This window comes from Candidatus Solirubrobacter pratensis, from assembly GCF_000425945.1.
Lineage (GTDB): Bacteria > Actinomycetota > Thermoleophilia > Solirubrobacterales > Solirubrobacteraceae > Solirubrobacter > Solirubrobacter pratensis.
This window is the reverse complement of the sequence record NZ_KE384481.1, coordinates 232,305-249,787: the sequence shown is the minus strand read 5'-3', so window position 1 is coordinate 249,787 and position 17,483 is coordinate 232,305. Positions and strand designations below refer to the sequence as shown.

General features: G+C 73.2%; 12 protein-coding genes. 4 read left to right on the top strand and 8 right to left on the bottom strand.

The annotated features are described in order from the left end of the window. Window position 1 precedes the first annotated feature (1 nt). The gene (locus tag H958_RS0130690; protein ID WP_028061462.1) at window positions 2-1,960 is read right to left on the bottom strand and encodes a thioredoxin domain-containing protein; all 1,959 of its coding nucleotides are present in this window, start codon (window positions 1,958-1,960) and stop codon (window positions 2-4) included. Window positions 1,961-1,978: 18 nt separating this feature from the next. On the opposite strand from H958_RS0130690, the gene H958_RS0130685 reads away from it, so the two are divergent. From H958_RS0130685 to H958_RS0130675, 3 genes are all read left to right on the top strand, one after another. After that, window positions 1,979-2,371, top strand: a complete 393-nt coding sequence (locus tag H958_RS0130685) for a Rid family detoxifying hydrolase (protein WP_028061461.1) — start codon at window positions 1,979-1,981, stop codon at window positions 2,369-2,371. Beyond that, window positions 2,346-3,581 carry a threonine ammonia-lyase gene (ilvA, locus tag H958_RS0130680; protein WP_028061460.1) on the top strand — a complete coding sequence of 412 codons (1,236 nt, stop codon included), beginning with the start codon at window positions 2,346-2,348 and terminating at the stop codon, window positions 3,579-3,581. Before H958_RS0130685 ends, ilvA begins: the two co-directional genes overlap by 26 nt. A gap of 119 nt (window positions 3,582-3,700) precedes the next feature. Then, on the top strand, window positions 3,701-4,789 hold the full coding sequence (locus H958_RS0130675) for a M24 family metallopeptidase (RefSeq protein ID WP_028061459.1): 1,089 nt from the start codon (window positions 3,701-3,703) through the stop codon (window positions 4,787-4,789). 1 nt (window position 4,790) lies between these two features. Here the strand turns inward: H958_RS0130675 and H958_RS0130670 are convergent, their stop codons facing one another. Genes H958_RS0130670 through H958_RS41570 form a run of 3 tightly spaced genes read right to left on the bottom strand, consistent with a single transcriptional unit; the run spans window position 4,791 to window position 11,509 of the window. Then, window positions 4,791-7,889, bottom strand: coding sequence for an efflux RND transporter permease subunit (locus tag H958_RS0130670; RefSeq protein ID WP_028061458.1), 3,099 nt, complete (start codon window positions 7,887-7,889; stop codon window positions 4,791-4,793). A gap of 22 nt (window positions 7,890-7,911) precedes the next feature. Next, a complete protein-coding gene (locus H958_RS0130665; protein WP_051325035.1) occupies window positions 7,912-8,388 on the bottom strand; it encodes a hypothetical protein in 477 nt (158 codons plus the stop codon). Next, complete coding sequence (locus H958_RS41570) at window positions 8,375-11,509, bottom strand: efflux RND transporter permease subunit (protein WP_051325034.1); 3,135 nt, start codon at window positions 11,507-11,509, stop codon at window positions 8,375-8,377. The genes H958_RS0130665 and H958_RS41570 overlap by 14 nt, the downstream gene beginning before the upstream one ends. 303 nt (window positions 11,510-11,812) lie before the next feature. Between H958_RS41570 and H958_RS0130655 the strand changes: the two genes are divergently transcribed. Then, entirely contained in the window at window positions 11,813-12,631 is an 819-nt protein-coding gene (locus H958_RS0130655; RefSeq protein ID WP_051325033.1) for a hypothetical protein, read from the top strand. A gap of 1 nt (window position 12,632) precedes the next feature. On the opposite strand, the gene H958_RS0130650 is transcribed toward H958_RS0130655, so the two are convergent. Genes H958_RS0130650 through H958_RS44415 form a run of 4 tightly spaced genes read right to left on the bottom strand, consistent with a single transcriptional unit; the run spans window position 12,633 to window position 17,379 of the window. After that, entirely contained in the window at window positions 12,633-13,544 is a 912-nt protein-coding gene (locus tag H958_RS0130650) for a hypothetical protein (RefSeq protein ID WP_156028421.1), read from the bottom strand. Between the two features lie 15 nt (window positions 13,545-13,559). After that, window positions 13,560-14,819 carry an ABC transporter permease gene (locus H958_RS0130645; protein ID WP_196807645.1) on the bottom strand — a complete coding sequence of 420 codons (1,260 nt, stop codon included), beginning with the start codon at window positions 14,817-14,819 and terminating at the stop codon, window positions 13,560-13,562. Further along, window positions 14,816-15,496: an ABC transporter ATP-binding protein gene (locus H958_RS47085; RefSeq protein WP_028061453.1), complete on the bottom strand. Its 681-nt coding sequence runs from the start codon at window positions 15,494-15,496 to the stop codon at window positions 14,816-14,818. The genes H958_RS0130645 and H958_RS47085 overlap by 4 nt, the downstream gene beginning before the upstream one ends. Further along, a complete protein-coding gene (locus tag H958_RS44415) occupies window positions 15,493-17,379 on the bottom strand; it encodes a peptidoglycan-binding protein (protein WP_156028420.1) in 1,887 nt (628 codons plus the stop codon). The genes H958_RS47085 and H958_RS44415 overlap by 4 nt, the downstream gene beginning before the upstream one ends. Window positions 17,380-17,483: the final 104 nt, after the last annotated feature.

The window sequence follows — 17,483 nt, the reverse complement described above, 5'->3', positions numbered from 1 at the left end:
GTCACGTCAGCAGCGCCTCGAGCTCGCCGGGCGAGGTCACGGGGAGCTTGCAGGCGAAGCGCTCGCACACGTACGCGGCCGCGCGTCCCTCGACCGGCTCGCGACCCTCGAGCAGCGGCACGACCTCGCCGTCGCCGCCCGCGAGCACGACGTGGGGGAGGAAGCGGCCGCGCACGACGCGCGCCAGCGGCGCCAGGTCCTCGCCCGCCAGCGCGACCTCGCGCACGTCCGAGAGCGCGAAGTCGATCGCGCGCAGCAGGTGGCCGAAGGCGAGCGGATGCTCGGGCGCGACGGTGTGCAGCAGCTTGACCAGCGACAGGGCGGCGTCCTCGTAGCGCGCCTCGCCGGTCATCCGGGACAGGCGCAGGAGGCCGAGCGCCGCCGAGGAGGCGCCCGACGGGATCGGGACGTCCTCGAGATCCTTGCGGCGCGCGATCAGGCCGCCGCGGTGGTCGTCGGCGACCGAGAAGAAGCCGCCGCGCCGGGGGTCGTGGAAGCGGGCGAGGATCGTCTCGGCGAGGTCGCGCGCGCGGGCGAACCAGTGCGCGTCGAACGTCGCCTCGTAGAGCGTCAGGTAGGCCTCGAGCAGGTAGGCGTGGTCCTCGAGGTAGGCGTCGAGCTTCGCGCGCCCGCGGTTGAACGTGCGCAGCAGGCGGCCGTTCGCGTCGGTGAGCTCGGCGTCGATGAAGCGCGCGCAGGTCACGGCGGCCGACACGTAGTCCGCCCGCTCGAGCGCCGCGCCGGCGTCGGCCAGCGCCGAGATCATAAGCGCGTTCCAGCTCGTCAGCCGCTTGTCGTCGAGCGCCGGGCGCACGCGCCGCTCGCGGGCGGCCAGCAGCTTCGCCTTGATCTCGCCCAGCCGCGGCGGATCGGAGGTCGCGCGCACGAGGATCGAGGCGCCCTCGAAGTTGCCGGCGTCGGTGACCCCGAAGTGCTCGATCGCCTCCGCCGCGAGCTCGTCGCCCAGCACGGAGCGGATCTCGTCCGGCGTCCAGACGTAGAAGCGGCCCTCGACGCCCTCGGAGTCGGCGTCCAGCGAGGAGGCGAAGCCGCCCTCGTCCTGGCGCAGCTCGCGCATCGCCCAGTCGAGCGTCTCCTCGGTCACGCGCCGGAACAGCGGCTCGCCCGTGAGCTGGAACGCGTGCAGGTACGCGCGCGCCAGCAGCGCGTTGTCGTAGAGCATCTTCTCGAAGTGCGGGACGATCCAGCGGGCGTCGACCGAGTAGCGGGCGAAGCCGCCGCCGACCTGGTCGAAGATGCCGCCGGAGGCCATCCGGCGCAGCGTCTGCAGCGGCATCTGCGGCTCACCGCGCGCGAGCAGGAACTCGATCACCGAGCTGGCGGGGAACTTCGGCGCGCCGCCCCAGCCGCCGTTGGCGGCGTCGAAGCCGCGGCGCAGGCCGGCGACCGCCCGCTCCAGCGTCTCGGGCGTGACGTCGCCCGGCGGCGGCTCGAGCGCCGCGGCGCCCGCCAGGCGCGGCAGGATGCTCTGCGTCGCGGTCGCGATCTCGTCGCGCTGGGCCGTCCAGGCCTCGGCGATCGCCTCGACGACCTGGCGCCAGGCGGGCAGGCCGTGGCGCGGCTCGGGCGGGAAGTAGGTGCCGGCGTAGAAGGGCGCGCCCTCGGGCGTGACGAACGCGTTCAGCGGCCAGCCGCCGGCGCCCGTCATCGCCTGGACGGCGTCCATGTAGATCGCGTCGACGTCCGGACGCTCCTCGCGGTCGACCTTGATGCAGATCAGGCGCTCGTTCATCGCCGCGGCGACGCCGGCGTCCTCGAAGGACTCGCGCTCCATCACGTGGCACCAGTGGCACGCGGCGTAGCCGATGGATACGAGCACGGGCTTGTCCTCCGCGCGGGCGCGGGCGAAGGCCTCCTCGCCCCACGGGTACCAGTCGACCGGATTGTGGGCGTGCTGGAGGAGGTAGGGGGAGGTCTCGGCGGCGAGGCGATTCGGCATCTCGGATACGTTCCTTCCATGTCCCATCATCGCGAAACCGTCACGGCGGCAGGCGCGCCGAACGCCGCAGGTCCGTACTCGCACGCCGTCAAGTCGGGCGGCACGGTGTACCTGTCCGGCCAGACGCCGATCGATCCTGAGACCGGCACGCTCGTCGAGGGTCCGATCGGCGACCAGGCCCGGCGCGTGCTCGACAACCTCGCGGTCGTCGCCGCGGCGGCGGGCGCGAAGCTGCAGGACGCTGTGCGGATCGCCATCTACGTGACCGACATCTCGAAGTTCAAGGACGTCAACGAGGCGTACGGCTCGTACTTCGAGTCGGATCCCCCGGCGCGCACGACGATCGGCGTGGCGTCGCTGCCGCTCGGCGCGGAGATCGAGATGGATGCCATCATCGCGCTCCCACACTGACGTCACGGCCGAGGACGTGCGGGCGGCGCGGGAGGCGGTCGAGGCCGTCGCGCGCCGCACGCCGATCCTCTCCACGCGGACGTTCTCCGAGCGCGCGGGCGGCACCGTCGTGCTCAAGGCCGAGAACCTGCAGCGCACCGGCTCCTTCAAGGTCCGCGGCGTGGCGGCGAAGCTCGAGGCGCTGGGCGACGAGGGCTGCGCGCGCGGCGTCGTGACGGCGTCGGCGGGCAACCACGCGCAGGCGCTGGCCACCGCTGCCACTGCGCGCGGGATCCCGTCCGAGGTGTTCGTGCCCGACGACGCGCCGATGGCCAAGGTCGAGGCGGCGCGGGCCCAGGGCGCGCAGGTGCACGTGGGCGGCTCGAGCGTCGACGAGTGCGTTGCGTTCGCCAAGCAGCGCGCCGCGGAGGGCGGGCTCGCGTTCGTGCACCCGTTCGACGATCCGGCGATCGTCGCCGGCCAGGGGACGCTCGGGCTCGAGCTGCTCGAGGACGTGCCCGACCTGGCGAAGGTCGTCGTGCCGGTCGGCGGCGGCGGGCTGTGCGCGGGCATCGCGGTCGCGATCAAGGACGCGCGGCCCGACGTGGAGATCGTCGGCGTGCAGGCGGCCGCGTGCGCGCCGTACCCCGAGTCGATGCGGACGGGCTCGCCGGTCGAGGCGGCCTCCGCGCTGACGATCGCCGACGGGATCGCGATCAAGCGGCCCGGCGGGGTGCCGCTGGCGATCATCCGCGACCTGATCGACGACATGACGATGGTCGGCGAGGACGAGACCGCGTCGGCGATGGCGCTCCTGCTCGAGCGCTGCAAGCTCGTCGTGGAGGGGGCCGGCGCGGTCGGCGTGGCCGCGCTGCTCAGCGGGCGGGTGAAGCCGGCCGCCGCGGGCGTCACCGTCGCCGTGCTCTCGGGCGGGAACGTGGACGCGGGGCTGCTCGCCGCGATCGCGCGCCGGCACGAGACCGAGTCGGGCCGGCGGCTGGTGATGCTCACGCGCGTGGCCGACCGCCCGGGCGGCCTGGCGCGGCTGCTCGCGACGGTCGCGGGCACCGGCGCGAACCTCGTGGACGTCTCGCACGTGCGCGAGGGGCTGTCGCTGCACGTGCGCGAGACGGCGATCGAGCTCGTGGTCGAGACGCGCGGCCGCGAGCACGCCGAGCGCGTGCTCACGACGCTCAACGACGCCGGCTATCCCACGCAGGTGCTGCGCTAGGGTTCCGAGCCCACTCCCGGTGCGGCTCGCGCGGGCGCCGGCGAGCATGCCTGAGCCGATCCCGGTTCCCGCGACATCCGTCGGAGGAAACGGGTGGGAACGGCCGCTAGGGTCGCGGCATGCCCAGCGGTCCCGATTCGCGCGTCAGCGCGCTTGACTCCCTGCTCGAAGATGCCGGCCTGGACGCGGTCCTCGCCACGAAGGACGCCTCGATCGCCTACCTGAGCGGCTTCTGGGGCCTGCAGCTCGAGCGCTTCTTCGGCGTCGTGGTCCGCCCCGGCGGCGCGGCGCTGATCGCGCCGTCGCTGGACCGCGAGAGCGTGAACGCCGCGCCCGGCGGGCTGGAGCGCGTGCTGTACTCCGCCGGCGTGTCGAACGGCCTGCCCGAGCTGTTCGAGCGGCTCGACGGCGCGAAGCGGATCGGCGTGGAGGAGGATCACCTCAACTACGCGCGGTCGCGCGCGCTGATCGAGGCCGGCTACGAGCTCGTGCCCGCGACCGACGTGGTCATGCGGCTGCGCGAGGCCAAGGACGCCGAGGAGGTCGAAGGCGTCCGCCGCGCCTGCGCGCATATCCAGGCCGTCTACGAGGAGCTGTGGGCGTCGCTGGCGGTCGGCGCGATCGAGTCCGACGTCAACGCGCACGCCGACTACCTGCTCAAGCGCCGCGGCGCCCGCGACGCCGGCTCGCACATCCTGTTCGGCCGCCACGCGGCGGACTCGCACGGCTCGCCGGACGGGCGCGCGCTCGCCGCCGGCGACGTGGTCTGCGCCGACATCTCAGCCCAGTTCGACGGCTACTGGGGCGACATGACGCGCGTCGCGACGGCCGGCGAGCCGAGCGACTGGGCGCGCTCGGCGTGGGCGGTCGTCAAGGAGGCCTACGACGCGGCGGTCACCGCGACGCGGCCCGGCGCGACGGCGCGCCAGGTGGACGCGGCGCAGCGCGAGATCGTCGGCGCGCACCCGGAGATCGGCGAGGTCCTCCACGGCGCGGGCCACGCGATCGGGCTGGAGATCCACGAGCCGCCGTTCCTCGTCCCCAACTCCCCGGCGACGCTGCGCGAGGGGATGATCTTCACGATCGAGCCGGGCATCTACAACTCCGCGCAGGGCGGCATCCGGCTCGAGGACGACGTGCTCGTCGGCCCCGGCGGGCCGGTCCTGCTCTCGGACGCGCCGCTGGACCTGCGTGTGCTCGGCTCCTAGGTCAGCGCTGCTGTGGACGGGCGAAGCGCAGGTAGAGCGCCGGGACCACGAACAGGTTCAGCAGCGTCGAGGTGATCAGCCCGCCGACGATCACGACCGCCATCGGATGCTCGATCTCGTGGCCGGGGATGTCGCCGAACAGCACCAGCGGGAAGAGCGCGAGGCCGGTCGCCGAGGCGGTCATGAGGATCGGCGCGAGCCGCTCGCGCGCGCCGCGCAGGACCAGTGCGGGGCCGAGCTCCTCGCCCTCGTGGCGCTCGAGGTGCTGGAAGTGGGTGATCATCAGGATGCCGTTGCGGGCGGCGATCCCTAGCACGGTGAAGAAGCCGACCAGCGCGCCGAGCGAGATCACGCCCACACCGGCCCAGGCCGCCAGCAGCCCGCCCACCAGCGCCATCGGCAGCGTCAGGAAGAACAGCGTGGCGAGGCGCCAGCTGCTGAAGGCCGCCTGCAGCAGCAGGAAGACGGTGAGCCCGGCGACGATCGCGAGGCCGAGCAGCCGCCGATCCACGGCGCGCCGCTCTGCCGCCTCACCGAGCACCTCGGCGTGGTAGCCGAGCGGGAACGGCACCGCGCCCAGGCGCCGCTCGACGTCGCGCGTGACCGAGCCGAGGTCGCGCTCGGCCACGTTGGCGCCGACGTCGATGCGCCGCGTCGCGTTCTCGCGCGAGATCACATTCGGGGTGGGCTTGATCGCGACACGGGCGACCTCGTCGAGGCGCACGTGCCCGCCGGCCGGCGTGTCGATCGGCAGCGCGCGAATGTCCTGAACGTCACGCCGCGCCGCGGGCGCGCTGCCGACGTGCACGTCGTAGGCCTTGCCGGCCTGGAAGACGTCCCCGACCTCCTCGGTCGCCACCAGCGTCGCCGCCGCGCGGCGGACGTCCCCCGGCTTGAGCCCGTAGCGGCGCGCCTTTGCGAGGTTCACCTGGACGTCGAGCTGCGGGATGTCCTCCTGCAGGTCGCCATGCAGCTCCACGATGCCCTTGATCCCCGACAGCGCCTTCGTCACGCGGTCCGCCTGCCGGCGCAGCACCCCCAGGTCGTCGCCGGAGATGCGCACGACGATCGCCTCGTGGCCGCCCGAGAGCACCTCGTCGATGCGCTCGCGCAGATAGGTCTGCACGTCGCGGAAGAGCCCCGGGTAGCCCTCGACGGTCGCCTCGATCGAGGCGACGGTGTCGTCGTAGTCGGCCTTGCGATCGACGCTGATCCAGTTCTCGCCGAAGTTCGAGCCGGCCACCTCCTCCCCGAGGAACGCCTGCCCGATGTGCGAGCCGAAGTCACGCACGCCCGGCACCGTGCGCAGCTCGCGGCCGGCGCGGGTCACGATCCGGGTCTCCTCCTGCATCGACGTGCCGGGCTTGGTCACCCAATGCATGAGGAAGTCGCGCTCCTTGAAGGTCGGAAACAGCGACTGTCCGAGGCCGGGGAGCACGAGCAGCGCCAGCAACGCGGCCACGCCGACGGCGGCGTACGCCGGGCCTGGCCCGCGGATCACCCGCGCCAGCAGCGCCGTATAGACCCGCTTGAGCCCGCGTACGAGTGGCGGCTCGACCTGTCGCAGCCGCCCGCGCGAGAGCAGGACCAGGCTGAGCGCAGGCGTCACGGTCAGCGCCACCACCATCGAGGCCAGCACCGCCAGCGCGTAGGAGAGCGCGAGCGGCTGGAAGAACGCGCCTGAGAGGCCGCCGAGGAACACGACCGGCAGCACCGCAACGACGTTGATCAGCGTCGCGTAGAGGATCGCGCCGCGCACCTCCAGCGATGCCTCCAGGATCGTGCGGGCGATCGGCATCCGGGTGCCCTCCGCCCGTCCGACGCGGATCCGCCGGACGATGTTCTCCATGTCGATGATCGCGTCGTCGACGACCACGCCGACCGCCACGGCGAAGCCGGCGAGGACCATGGTGTTGATCGTCGCGCCGCGCAGGTCGAGCACGATCGCCGCCGCGATCAGCGACAGTGGGATGGCGACGAGGCTGATGAACGCGGCGCGCCACTCGAACAGGAAGGCGATCAGCACGAGCACCACGAGCGCGCAGCCGATCAGCAGCGCGCGCGTGAGGTTGTCGATGGCCATCTCGATGAACGAGGCCGGCCGGAAGATCGTCGACTCGATCTGCACGCCGGGCAGGCCGGGCTTCAGGGCCGCCAGCGCGCGGTCCACGCCGCGGGTGACGTCGAGCGTGTTCGCGCCGGGGAACTTCTCGACCACCATCAGCAGGCCGGGCCCGTCGTTGACGACCGCGTCGCCGATCAGCGGCTGGTGGTCGAACGCCACGCGCGCCACGTCGCCGACGCGGATGTGCCGGTCGCCGCGCTCGGCGAGCGGGACCTGGGCGAGATCGCCCGGTGTGACGATCGGCAGCGCGTGCTCCGCGCTGAGCCGCTGGTTGGGCGTCTCGACGAACCCGCCGCGCCCGACCAGCGAGCCCTCGGAGAACTGCAGGAGCCCCGCGTCCAGCGCGTTGGCGGTGACCTCCATGACGTGGTCGAGCGAGACGTGCTGGGCCTGCATGCGCCGAGGCTCGACCTGCACCTGCAACTGCTTGAGCCGCTCGCCCCAGATCGCGACGTTCGAGACGCCCGGCACGCGCAGCAAGCGCGCCCTGATCTTCCAGTACGCGGTCAGCGACAGGTCCATCAGCGACAGCTGCTTCGAGCTGAGCCCGATCTTCATGATCCGGCTGGTCGAGGACAGCGGCTGCATCAGGAACGGCGGCGCGGCCCACGTCGGCAGCGTCGGCGCAACGGCGTGCAGGCGCTCCTGCACGCCTTGGCGCGCCTCGAGGAGATCCGTCCCCTTCTTGAACAGCAGGGTGATCGACGACAGCTGCGAGACCGACTCCGAGCGGACGGTGTCGACGCCGGGCACGCCGTTGAGGGCGTCCTCGAGCGGGACGGTCACGAGTTCCTCCACCTCCGAGGCGGACAGCCCGAGGCATGCGGTCTGGATCTCGACGCGGGTCGGCGCGAACTCTGGGAAGACGTCGACCTTCTGGTGGCCGAGCTCCTTGGTGCCGAAGAAGACCAGCGCCGCGGCCGCGGCGACGACCAGGAAGCGGAACCTCAGGCTCGATCCGACGATCCAGCGCATGGCGGCACGCGCCCGCGTTCCGTCACTCTTCGACGCCGTATTCCGCGCCGAGCAGCTCGGCGGCGCCGACGGTCACCACGGCGGTACCCGCCGCAGGCCCGGCGTCGAGGATCGCCCGATCGCCCGCGATCGAGCTGACGGCGATCGGGCTGCGGACGTAGGTCAGCGGAGACGTGCTCTTGTATACGAACGTCTTGCCGTCCGGGTCGTAGAGCACCGCCCCGTACGGGACGACCTTGCGTGCGGCATCGCCCGGCGGGGCGGTGACCACGGCGGTCTGGACCCCGAGCCGCCCCGCGGCGGCCTTCGACAGCACGATCCGCGAGAGGCTCGTGCCGTCGATCTTGGAGACCTTGACCGGCTGCTCGTCGGGCGAGGAGGCCGCGGGGCTGCTGCCGCCGCGGGCGAGCAGGACGGCGCCGATCAGCGCACCCGCGACGACGAAGACGGCTACGGCCACGGGGAACGCCGGCAGGTGGTGCTGCTTAGTGGGCTGCATCTGGCCTCCTCCTGAGCGCCGGGCGAAGCCCCGTAGGGCTCGTCTCGGTGAACGCGAACGACGCGCCGGCCGACCCGAAGTGCAGGTACAGCGCCGGCACGATGAAGACGGCGAACAGCGTCGTGGTCACGAGTCCGCCGAGGATCACCGCCGCCATCGGGTGCGTGATCTCGTTGCCCGGCACGTTGCCGAGCACGACCAGCGGCGTGAGCGCGAGCGCCGTCGTGGCGACCGTCATCAGCACGGGCGCCAGCCGCTCCGCGGCGCCGCGCACGACCAGGTCGGGCCCGATCGGCTCCGCCGCCTCGCGCTGCAGGCGCTGCAGGTGGCAGATCAGCACGATCGCGGCGCGGACGGCGAGGCCGAGCAGCGCGAACAGCCCGAGCAGCTCGCCGAGCGACAACCGGCCGCCGATGAGCGCGACGATCAGCCCGCCGACGAGGCCCACCGGCGCGGTGGCGAAGACCAGCAGCGCGAGCCGCCAGCTCGCGAACGCCGCCTGGAGGAGCAGGAAGATGCCGATCGCGGCGGCGATCGTCAGGCTGACCGGGCGGTTGCCCGCGGCGTCCTGGTCGGGGGGCAGCAGCTCGGCGTGGTACTCGAGCGGGAAGGGCATGGTGGCGATCCGCCGCTCGATGTCCTGGCGCACCGCACCGGCATCGCGCCCGGCGACGCCCGCGCGCACGTCCACGTAGCGCGACACGGCTTCGTGGCGGATGTCGGCCAGGCTCGGCCGGATGCTGACGTCGGCGACGTCGCGCAGGCGCACGTGGTCCCCGTCAGGCGTGTCGAGCAGGAGGTTCTGCGCGCTGGTGAGGCTGTGGCGGGCGTCCGGGACGCCGCGCACCACCACGTCGAACACCTTCTGGCGCTCGAAGAAGTTGCCCACCTCGATGCCGGAGATCAGCACCGCGGCCGCGCGGCGCACGTCGCCCGGCTTGATCCCGTGGCGGCGGGCGTCCTTCAGGTTCACGCTGATCTGCAGCGACGGCTGCTCCACCTGCTGCACCACGCGCGGATCGTGCACGCCGTCGACATGGGCGATCGCCGCTCGCAGCTGCTCGGCCTTGGCGCGCATCACGCCGTAGTCCTCGCCGTACACGCGCACGTCGACGGTCTCGTGCGGGGGCTGCAGGACCCCCGCAGTGCGGTCCTGCTCGTAGGTCTCGACCTCGCCGCGCAGACCCGGGTAGCTGCGCACGACGCGCCGCACCGACGCGACCGCGGCGTCGTAGTCGGCGCCGCGATCGAGCCTGACCCACAGCTCGCCGGAGCCGGTGCCGACGACCTGGTCGCCGGTCACGGCGCGCCCGACGTGGGCGCCGACGTCCTCCACTCCGGGGAGCGCCGCGAGCTCGTTGCCGGCACGCGCGGTGATGCGCTTCATCTCGGGCAGCGACGTGCCCGACGCGGCGTTCCAGTGGACCAGCAGCTGGCGGTCGTGGAAGGCCGGCGGCAGCGAGCTGCGCAGCAGCGCGAGCGCCCCCACGCCCAGCAGCGCGATCGCGCTCAGCGCCAGCAGCGCGGGGCGGGGGGTGCGGATGATCCGGGCGAGCCCCGCGGCATAGCCGTCGCGGATTCGCCGCCCGAGCGCCGGCTCGCCCCCGGACGACGAGGCGCGCGAGTACAGCAGCAGCGCGAGCGCCGGCGTCACCGTCAGGGCGACCACCATCGATGCCAGCACGGCCGCGCCGTAAGCGAGCGCCATCGGATGCAGGAACGCTCCCGTGAGACCCGGCATGAAGAACACCGGCGCCATCGCCAGCAGGACGATCAGCGTCGCGTAGCCGAGCGGGCCGCGCAGCGCCACCGTCGCCTCGGAGATCGTGTCCGCGGCGGAGCGCTCGCGCCCGCTCAGGCGCCGCCGGAGGTCCTCGGTTCCGCTGACGGCGTCGTCGATGACCAGCGCGAGCGCGATCACGAGTCCGGCGATCGTGAGTGCGTTGATCGTGCCGCCGCCGAGGTCGAGGGCGAGCACGGCGGCGACCAGCGAGAGCGCCATCGCGACGAGGCCGACCACCACGGCGCGCCACTCGCGCAGGAGCAGGGCGAGCGCGGCGAGTAGGAGCGCGCCGGCGATCAGCAGGGCCTTCGTGAGGTTGCCGATCGCGTCGTGGACGTAGCTCGCGGGCCGGAACACCGTCGCGTCGATCCGCACCCCGGTGAGCCCGGCGCGCAACTCGTCGAGCGCCTCGTCGAGCCTGCGGGTGAGCTCGAGCGTGCCGGTGCCGGGGAGCTTCTCGACGACGAGCACCAGCCCGTCGCGCTCGCCGACCTCCGCGTCGCCGATCAGCGGCTGGTGGTCCTCGGCGACGCGCGCGACGTCACCGAGCTTGTAGGACGTGCGCTCGATCGGCACCTGGGCCAGGTCGTCTGGTGCACCGAACGGGAGCACATGGCGGACGCCGAGCCGCTGATTCGGGCCGTCCACGAAGCCCCCGGTGCCGGGCGTCGAGGCGTCGAGGAAGCTGAGCGACGAGACCAGCTGAGCGTTGCCCGTGGTCCGGATCACCTGCGCGAGCGAGACGTCGTGGTCGCGCAACCGCTCGGGGTCGACCAGCACCTGCAGCTGGCGGTCGCGCTGCCCCCAGATCGCGACGTTGGCCACGCCGGGCACGCCCATCAGCCGCGGGCGCACCGTCCAGCGCGCGAGCACCGAGAGCTGGATCGGGGAGAGTCGCTTGGACGAGAGCCCGATCATCATCACCCGGCCGGTCGCCGAGCGCGGCTGCAGCATCAGCGGCGGCTTGGAGACGCTCGGGAACGCGTGCGGCTGCGACACGCGCTCCTGCACGAGCTGGCGCGCCCGCAGCAGATCCGTGCCGCGGTCGAACACGAGCACGATCGAGGACAGCCCGGGCACCGAGTCCGAGCGGATGGTCTTTACCCCCTCGACGCCGTTGAGCAGGTCCTGCTCCATCGGCACCGTGATCATCTGCTCCACCTCGGCCGCCGAGAGCCCGAGGCTCTCCGTCTGGATCTCGACGTAGGGAAGCGTGTATTCCGGCAGGACGTCGGCGGGAGCGTTACGCAGCCGCGCGACGCCGAACACCATCAGCCCGGCCGCGATGAGCACGACGAGCAGGCGGAATTTCAGGCATGAGGCGACGATCCAGCGCACGGTGAAGCACCAGGTAGCGAGGGCAGCGCGATGTGCCCGACCCCTGAATGCGTGCATCCAGGGCATCGCGCCTCATGTACGGCTCCGATAAAGGCTCACTTCCCCCACGGAAGTGAACCTTCGATTCCTCTTAGAGCGGGATTAGAGTACGCCTGCGAATCTCGTGAGGTCAAGGGTCGTTTTAAGGCAGCGTGTCCTGCGCGATTTGCGGGGATTTTGGATCGTGTTGCCGGAGTGAACACCGTATGTTTAGTGACAGGTACGCACGGCGACAGCGCCGGCGGGGCGCAGGCTGCGTGGACCATGCTCGGGATCACCGCCCTGCCGCTTGCGGCTCTCTCGCTGGCGTCGCCGCCGCCGGCGCCGTTGAACACCGACTTCCACGCCGCCGCCTTCTCGGCGCCGATGCGTATCGACAATCGCTGGTCACCATTGGTTCCGGGTACGCAGTTCACTCTGGTGGGACGGTCCAATCGGGGCGAGGGCCGCGTCCGTCACCGCGTGATCTTCACCGTGACCGATGTGACGAAGGTGATCGACGGGGTGCGCACGCTTGTGATCTGGGACCGTGACATCAACGCCGGGCGCCTGCTGGAGGAGGAGCTCGCGTTCCAGGCGCAGGATGACGCCGGCACGGTCTGGAACGTCGGCGAGTATCCCGAGGTGCGCCGCCGCGGCCGGCTCGTGGGCGCGCCGGACACGTGGATATCCGGCCTGGACGGGGCCGCGGCGGGCGTGCTCATGCCGGCGCGCCCGCGGGCCGGGACGCCGAGCTACCGCCAGGGCTGGGCCCCGGCGATCGAGTTCGCCGACCGGGCGAGGGTGCTCGGCGCCGGACGCCGCGCCTGCGTGCCGGCCGGCTGCTACGACCACGTGCTCGTCACCGACGAGTGGAATCCCACCGAACACGGTGCGCACGAGCGCAAGTACTACGCGCGGGGCGTCGGGAACGTCCGCGTCGGCTTCGCCGGAGGCAAGGAGCGCGAGTCGCTCGCGCTGCGCCGCGTCAGGCGGCTGGGGCCGGCCGCCTTGGCGCGGGCGCGCGCGCGGGTGCTTGCGCTCGATCGCCGCGCGTACAGGGTCAACGCGCGCGTGTACGGCCGCACGCTCCCGGCCGAGTAGCTCAGCGCACGGGCTTGATCTGCCGGATCAGCGCCTGATTGTCGCGCCGGAACCGCGCCTCGTACTGTGGGCGCACGACCGATTCCACGGGCGTGATGTTCTTGCGCTCGCACGCGTAGTCGGCCCGCGCGAGCGCCACCTCGTCGCGCTGCAGCTTGGCGAGCGCCGCGTGGTTGTACGGCCGCGGCTTCTCGCCCGGCGCCGGTCCGGTCGCGAACTGCCCGGGCACCGGCCCGACGATCTTCTCCATGCGGTCGAGCAGCTCGCCGTCGATGTCGTCGGGATCCTCGTAGCGGTAGCCGCGGCCGGCCATGCACTGCGTCCAGTGCTCGACGGCCTTGACCATCCGCTGATCCTCCAGGATCCGCTCGTCGAGCTGGTCGAGCTTGGTCTGCAGGTCGGTCAGCGCGCGCGTGCCCCCGAACACGGCGGTCGTCGCCTTGCGCGTGCAGCCGCCCAGCTTGGTGAAATCGCCGCTGTCGACGGCCTGCGAGAACGTCGCGCCGCGGTTCTCCCCCCAGAGCGCGCGGTCATAGGCGCGCCGGTCCGCCGGCGGCAGGCTCGCGCGGATGCGGGCGTTCGGGTCGGCCTGGGGTCCGCCGCGGCCCCAGAACGTGCTGATGCCGTAGCCGAACTGCTTGATGAAGTCCTCGTCGCTGAGCCGGCCCGAGCCCGTGATCGCGGCGCGCTGCGCGGCCGGGTCCACCGGCACGTAGTCGAAGCCCTGCGCCTTCATGCAGTCGCGGATCTCCGACTCGACGCGGCTCTGGCGGGTCGTGACCCCCTCCTGGTCGATCCCGAGCAGCGTGTCCTCGACGTCGGCGTGCTGGGCCTTGGTCGCGGCTCCGCCGCCGCCGCACGCGGCCAGTGCGAGCGCGAGCGCGGCGAGAACGGTGATGCGGGCGGTGCGCATGCGTGCCTCCATGGGTCAGGTGCCCGCCCGCAGCGCCTCCACCGGCTCCAGGGCGGCGGCGCGCAGCGCGGGATAGGTTCCGGACACCAGCCCGATCACGGCGCCCAGCAGCGGCGCGCCGAGCGGAACCCACGGGTCCAGGACAGGCGTCCACGTGCTCGCGGCCGAGACGCCGACGATCACCAGCGTCCCGACGCTCGCCCCGATCAGGCCGCCGGCGAGCCCCATCGCCGTGCTCTCGAGCAGGAACTGGCCGGCGATGTGCCGCTTACCGGCGCCGAGCGCGCGTCGCAGCCCGATCTCGCCGACGCGCTCGAGGACCGAGACCAGCGTCACGTTGGCGATCCCGATCGCGCCCACGAGCAGCGACACCCCACCGAGCAGCAGGAAGAGCGCGTTGAGGTCGCCCTGGACTGCGCCGCGCAGCCCGCGCGGGTCCGGCGGCGCGGCGACGCGCAGCAGTCCCGGGTCGCCCGGGCTCAGCGCGCGCGGCGCCTGCCGGGCGATCAGCTCCACGGCGCCGATCCGCGTCTCGACCTGCACCAGCCCCGGCGCCTGCAGCGCGAACTCCCGCCGCGCGGTGCCCTCGGGCATGATCGCGGCGCCGAGCAGCGCCGGCTGCCGTCGCACGCCGGACAGCAGGCCGATCACGTCGTACAGCCGGTCGCCCACGAAGACCGCGGGCTGCTGGTCCACGCGCGTGATGCCGAGCCGGTGCGCGGCGTTGGCGCCGAGCACGAGCACGCGATCCGCGCGCTCGGAGTGCCCGGCGTCGAAGAAGCGGCCCGTCTGCAGGCGGGCGCGGACGGCGCGGAACAGGCCGGGCGACGCGGCCTTCATCGGGAGCTGGACGGCGCCGGCCGCGAGCGGGTCGTTGACCGGCACGGAGCGGACGAGCTCGCCGCGCACGTTGACGTCGGCGAGCGTTCCGGCGGCCCGCACCCCGTTGAGCCGCAGCAGCCGCGCCTCGGCGTCCCACGGCAGCACCAGGCCGCGCGTCCCGCCGCCGCGCGTCGACGGCGTGATCACGACATCCGTGGCCGACAGCGCGTCGAAGCGCCCGACGATCTGGCTGCCGGCGGTCTTGGAGAGGCCGAGCGTCGCGACGAGGGCGCCGACGCCGATCACCGTGCCGAGTACGGTCAGGGCGACGCGGGCCGGGCGCGCAAGCAGCCCGGCGACCGCCTCGGCGGCGAGGTCGCGCCCGCGCATGTGCGACCGCGTGGGCACCGAGGTCACCGGGGCGCGCCGCGGGCGGACGCGGGTGCGCGTCACCACGACTCGTCCTCCGTCAGCCGCCCGTCGACCATCCGCACGCGCCGGAGCGCGTGCCGCGCGACCTGCTCCTCGTGCGTGACCAGCACCAGCGTCAGCCCGTCCTCGCTGAGCTCGTCGAACAGCGCGAGCACCGACGCGGTGTTGACGGAGTCGAGGTTCCCCGTCGGCTCGTCGCAGAGCAGCAGGCTGTGCTCGGCCATCAGCGCCCGCGCGATCGCGACGCGCTGCTGCTCGCCACCCGAGAGCCGCACCGGCAAGAAGCGCTCGCGGGCCGACATCCCCACCCGCTCCAGCGCCGCCCGAGCGCGCTCCTCGCGACCTTCGCGGCTCGTGCCGCGATAGACCTCGGCGAGCATCACGTTGTCCAGCACCGTGCGGTGCGCGAGCAGATTGAACGTCTGGAAGACGAAGCCGATCCGCTGCGCGCGCAGCGCGGCCCGCTGGTCGTCGCTCAGCTCGCCCACGTCGATGCCCTCGAACCGGTAGGTCCCCGTGTCCTGGCGGTCGAGGCAGCCGAGCAGGTGCATCAGCGTCGACTTGCCGGAGCCGGACGGGCCGACGATCGCCAGCGAGCTCCCGTGGGCGAGCGTGAGGTCCACGTCGTCGAGCGCGATCACCGGCGGGTCCGAGCCGAAGCGGCGGCCGATGCCGCGCAACTCGACGGCGGGCCTCACGGTCCCGGCGCCCCCTTCCCGGCTCCGACCACCACCAACTCGCCCGGATGCAGCCGGCTGCCGCCGGCCGGCCGGACCTCGACCAGTCCGCGCGCGGCGAGGCCGGGCTCGACCCGCACGAACGCGCGCCTGCCGCGCCGGCTCACCTGCAGGCGGGCATTGCCGTCGCCTCCGACCGACAGCGCGGCCGGCGGAACGGCGAGCACGGCGCCGCTCGTGCTCTTGACCGCGATCGTCAGCTTGACCGACGCGCCGATCAGCGACCGGCTGCCGCCCTGCGGCGCCACGACGAGGTAGAAGCGACTGGGGTCGACGCGGTTGGTGCCCGGCGTCCTCGACACGCGCGTGACGGTCCCGCTCGCCTTGATGCCGAGGTCGGGATCCTCGATCGCGACGGGGTCGCCCGCGTGCACGAGCTTGACGTCGGAGACCGACAGCGAGGAGTCGATCGCCAACCGCGAGCCGGTGACCGTCATCACCGGGCCGGAGACCGAGTTGCCCCGCCGGGCCGTGACGGTGTCGACGCGCACCGGGAGCGAGGAGAAGAAGATGAGCTCGTCGGCCGGCACCTGCACGCCCGACTCGTGCGCCAGCCGGGCGACCTCCGCGTGCGTCCGCCGCGCCTCGCTCGCCGCCGCGGTGGCGATGTCCTGCAGCGTGCTGGTGTCCGGCGGCTTGGCGAGCACGCGCACGCGCTCCTGGGTGAGCCGCACCTGCCGGCGCGCCGTCTCCACCGCCAGCCGCGCCCGCCGCAGCTCCGCCGACGCGGTGCCCACGTCGCCCGCCGCCTGCTCGGCGTCGGTGCGCGCCTTCTGGACGTTGGAGGCCCCGGAGACGCGGACGGCGTTCGCCGCCGCGACCGCGGTGGCGACATCCGCCTGCGCCCGCCCCACGGCGGTCGACGCCTGGCGCAGCGCCGCCGCCGCCGCCTCGCGATCCGAAGGCAGCGCATCGAGCGCGAGCTCGTCGACCTTCATGCGCGCGATCCGCTCGTCGTCGATCGCCTTCTCGAGGTCGGCCTGCTTGCCGACGACGTCGGCGTCCGCCGTGGCCTGGTCGCGGGTGCCTTCGGCGACCGCCACGGCCTCGCCCAGCGGTGCCGTCGACGCCAGCAACCGGGCGGAGTGGAGCCTGCCGCGCGCGCTTTGGACGCCGAGCTCGGCGGTGTCGACGGCGTCGCGCGCGACGCCGACGTCGATGCGGGCCTGCGCGAGGTCGCCCGGCGTCTGCGGCCGCGCCGCCTGGGCGACGTTGTTGACGGCCTGCAGGTGCGCGTCGCGCGCCGCCGCGGCGGCGGTCTCGGCGGTCTGCAGCTGGTCGATCTGCTGACGGGTCGGCCCGAACGGGTCCCAGCCGTTGCGCAGGTAGAAGGCCGACACCGCGGCGGCCGTCGCGGCGTCGAAGCGGCCGTCGGCGGCGCCCGGGGAGATGCCCAGTCCGGCCAGCGCGCGCTCGAGCTCGAGCACGTCCGGCCCGTGGTCGCCCTGGTGCAGGTCGCGGTGCATCGGGATCGTGCCTGGTAGGACGAAGACGGGCCGGCCGTCGACGGTCAGCGCCATGCTGCCGGCCCGCAGCGTGGCGTTGCGGATGGGCGGGCGCGTGACGATCCCGGACGCGCTCCCGGACGCGCCCTGCTTGACGTCGGAGGAGCCGAGCACGACCTTCTGCGGCGCGCCGTAGCGGACGGTCCCGCGCACGATCACCTCGGTCGAGAGCGTGCGCCGCGCGACCGGGACGGTGATCGGCGAGGCCGGCGGCGGCGCGGTCTCGGCCGCGATCCGCGCGGGCGAGCGGATCTGCCTGGCGGCGATCCAGCCGGCGATCGCGAGCACGATCAGTCCGGCAAGCACGATTGCCGCCACCCGCTGCGTTCGGGTCGCCATCATCGTCTGCGCCTCCCATCGGGTTCCATTCGTGGCCTCCGAGGCGCGCGAACGTAGAGACGGTCGGTGTCCGAAGTCAAGCCGGCGACGCAGCCGCGCCGTTT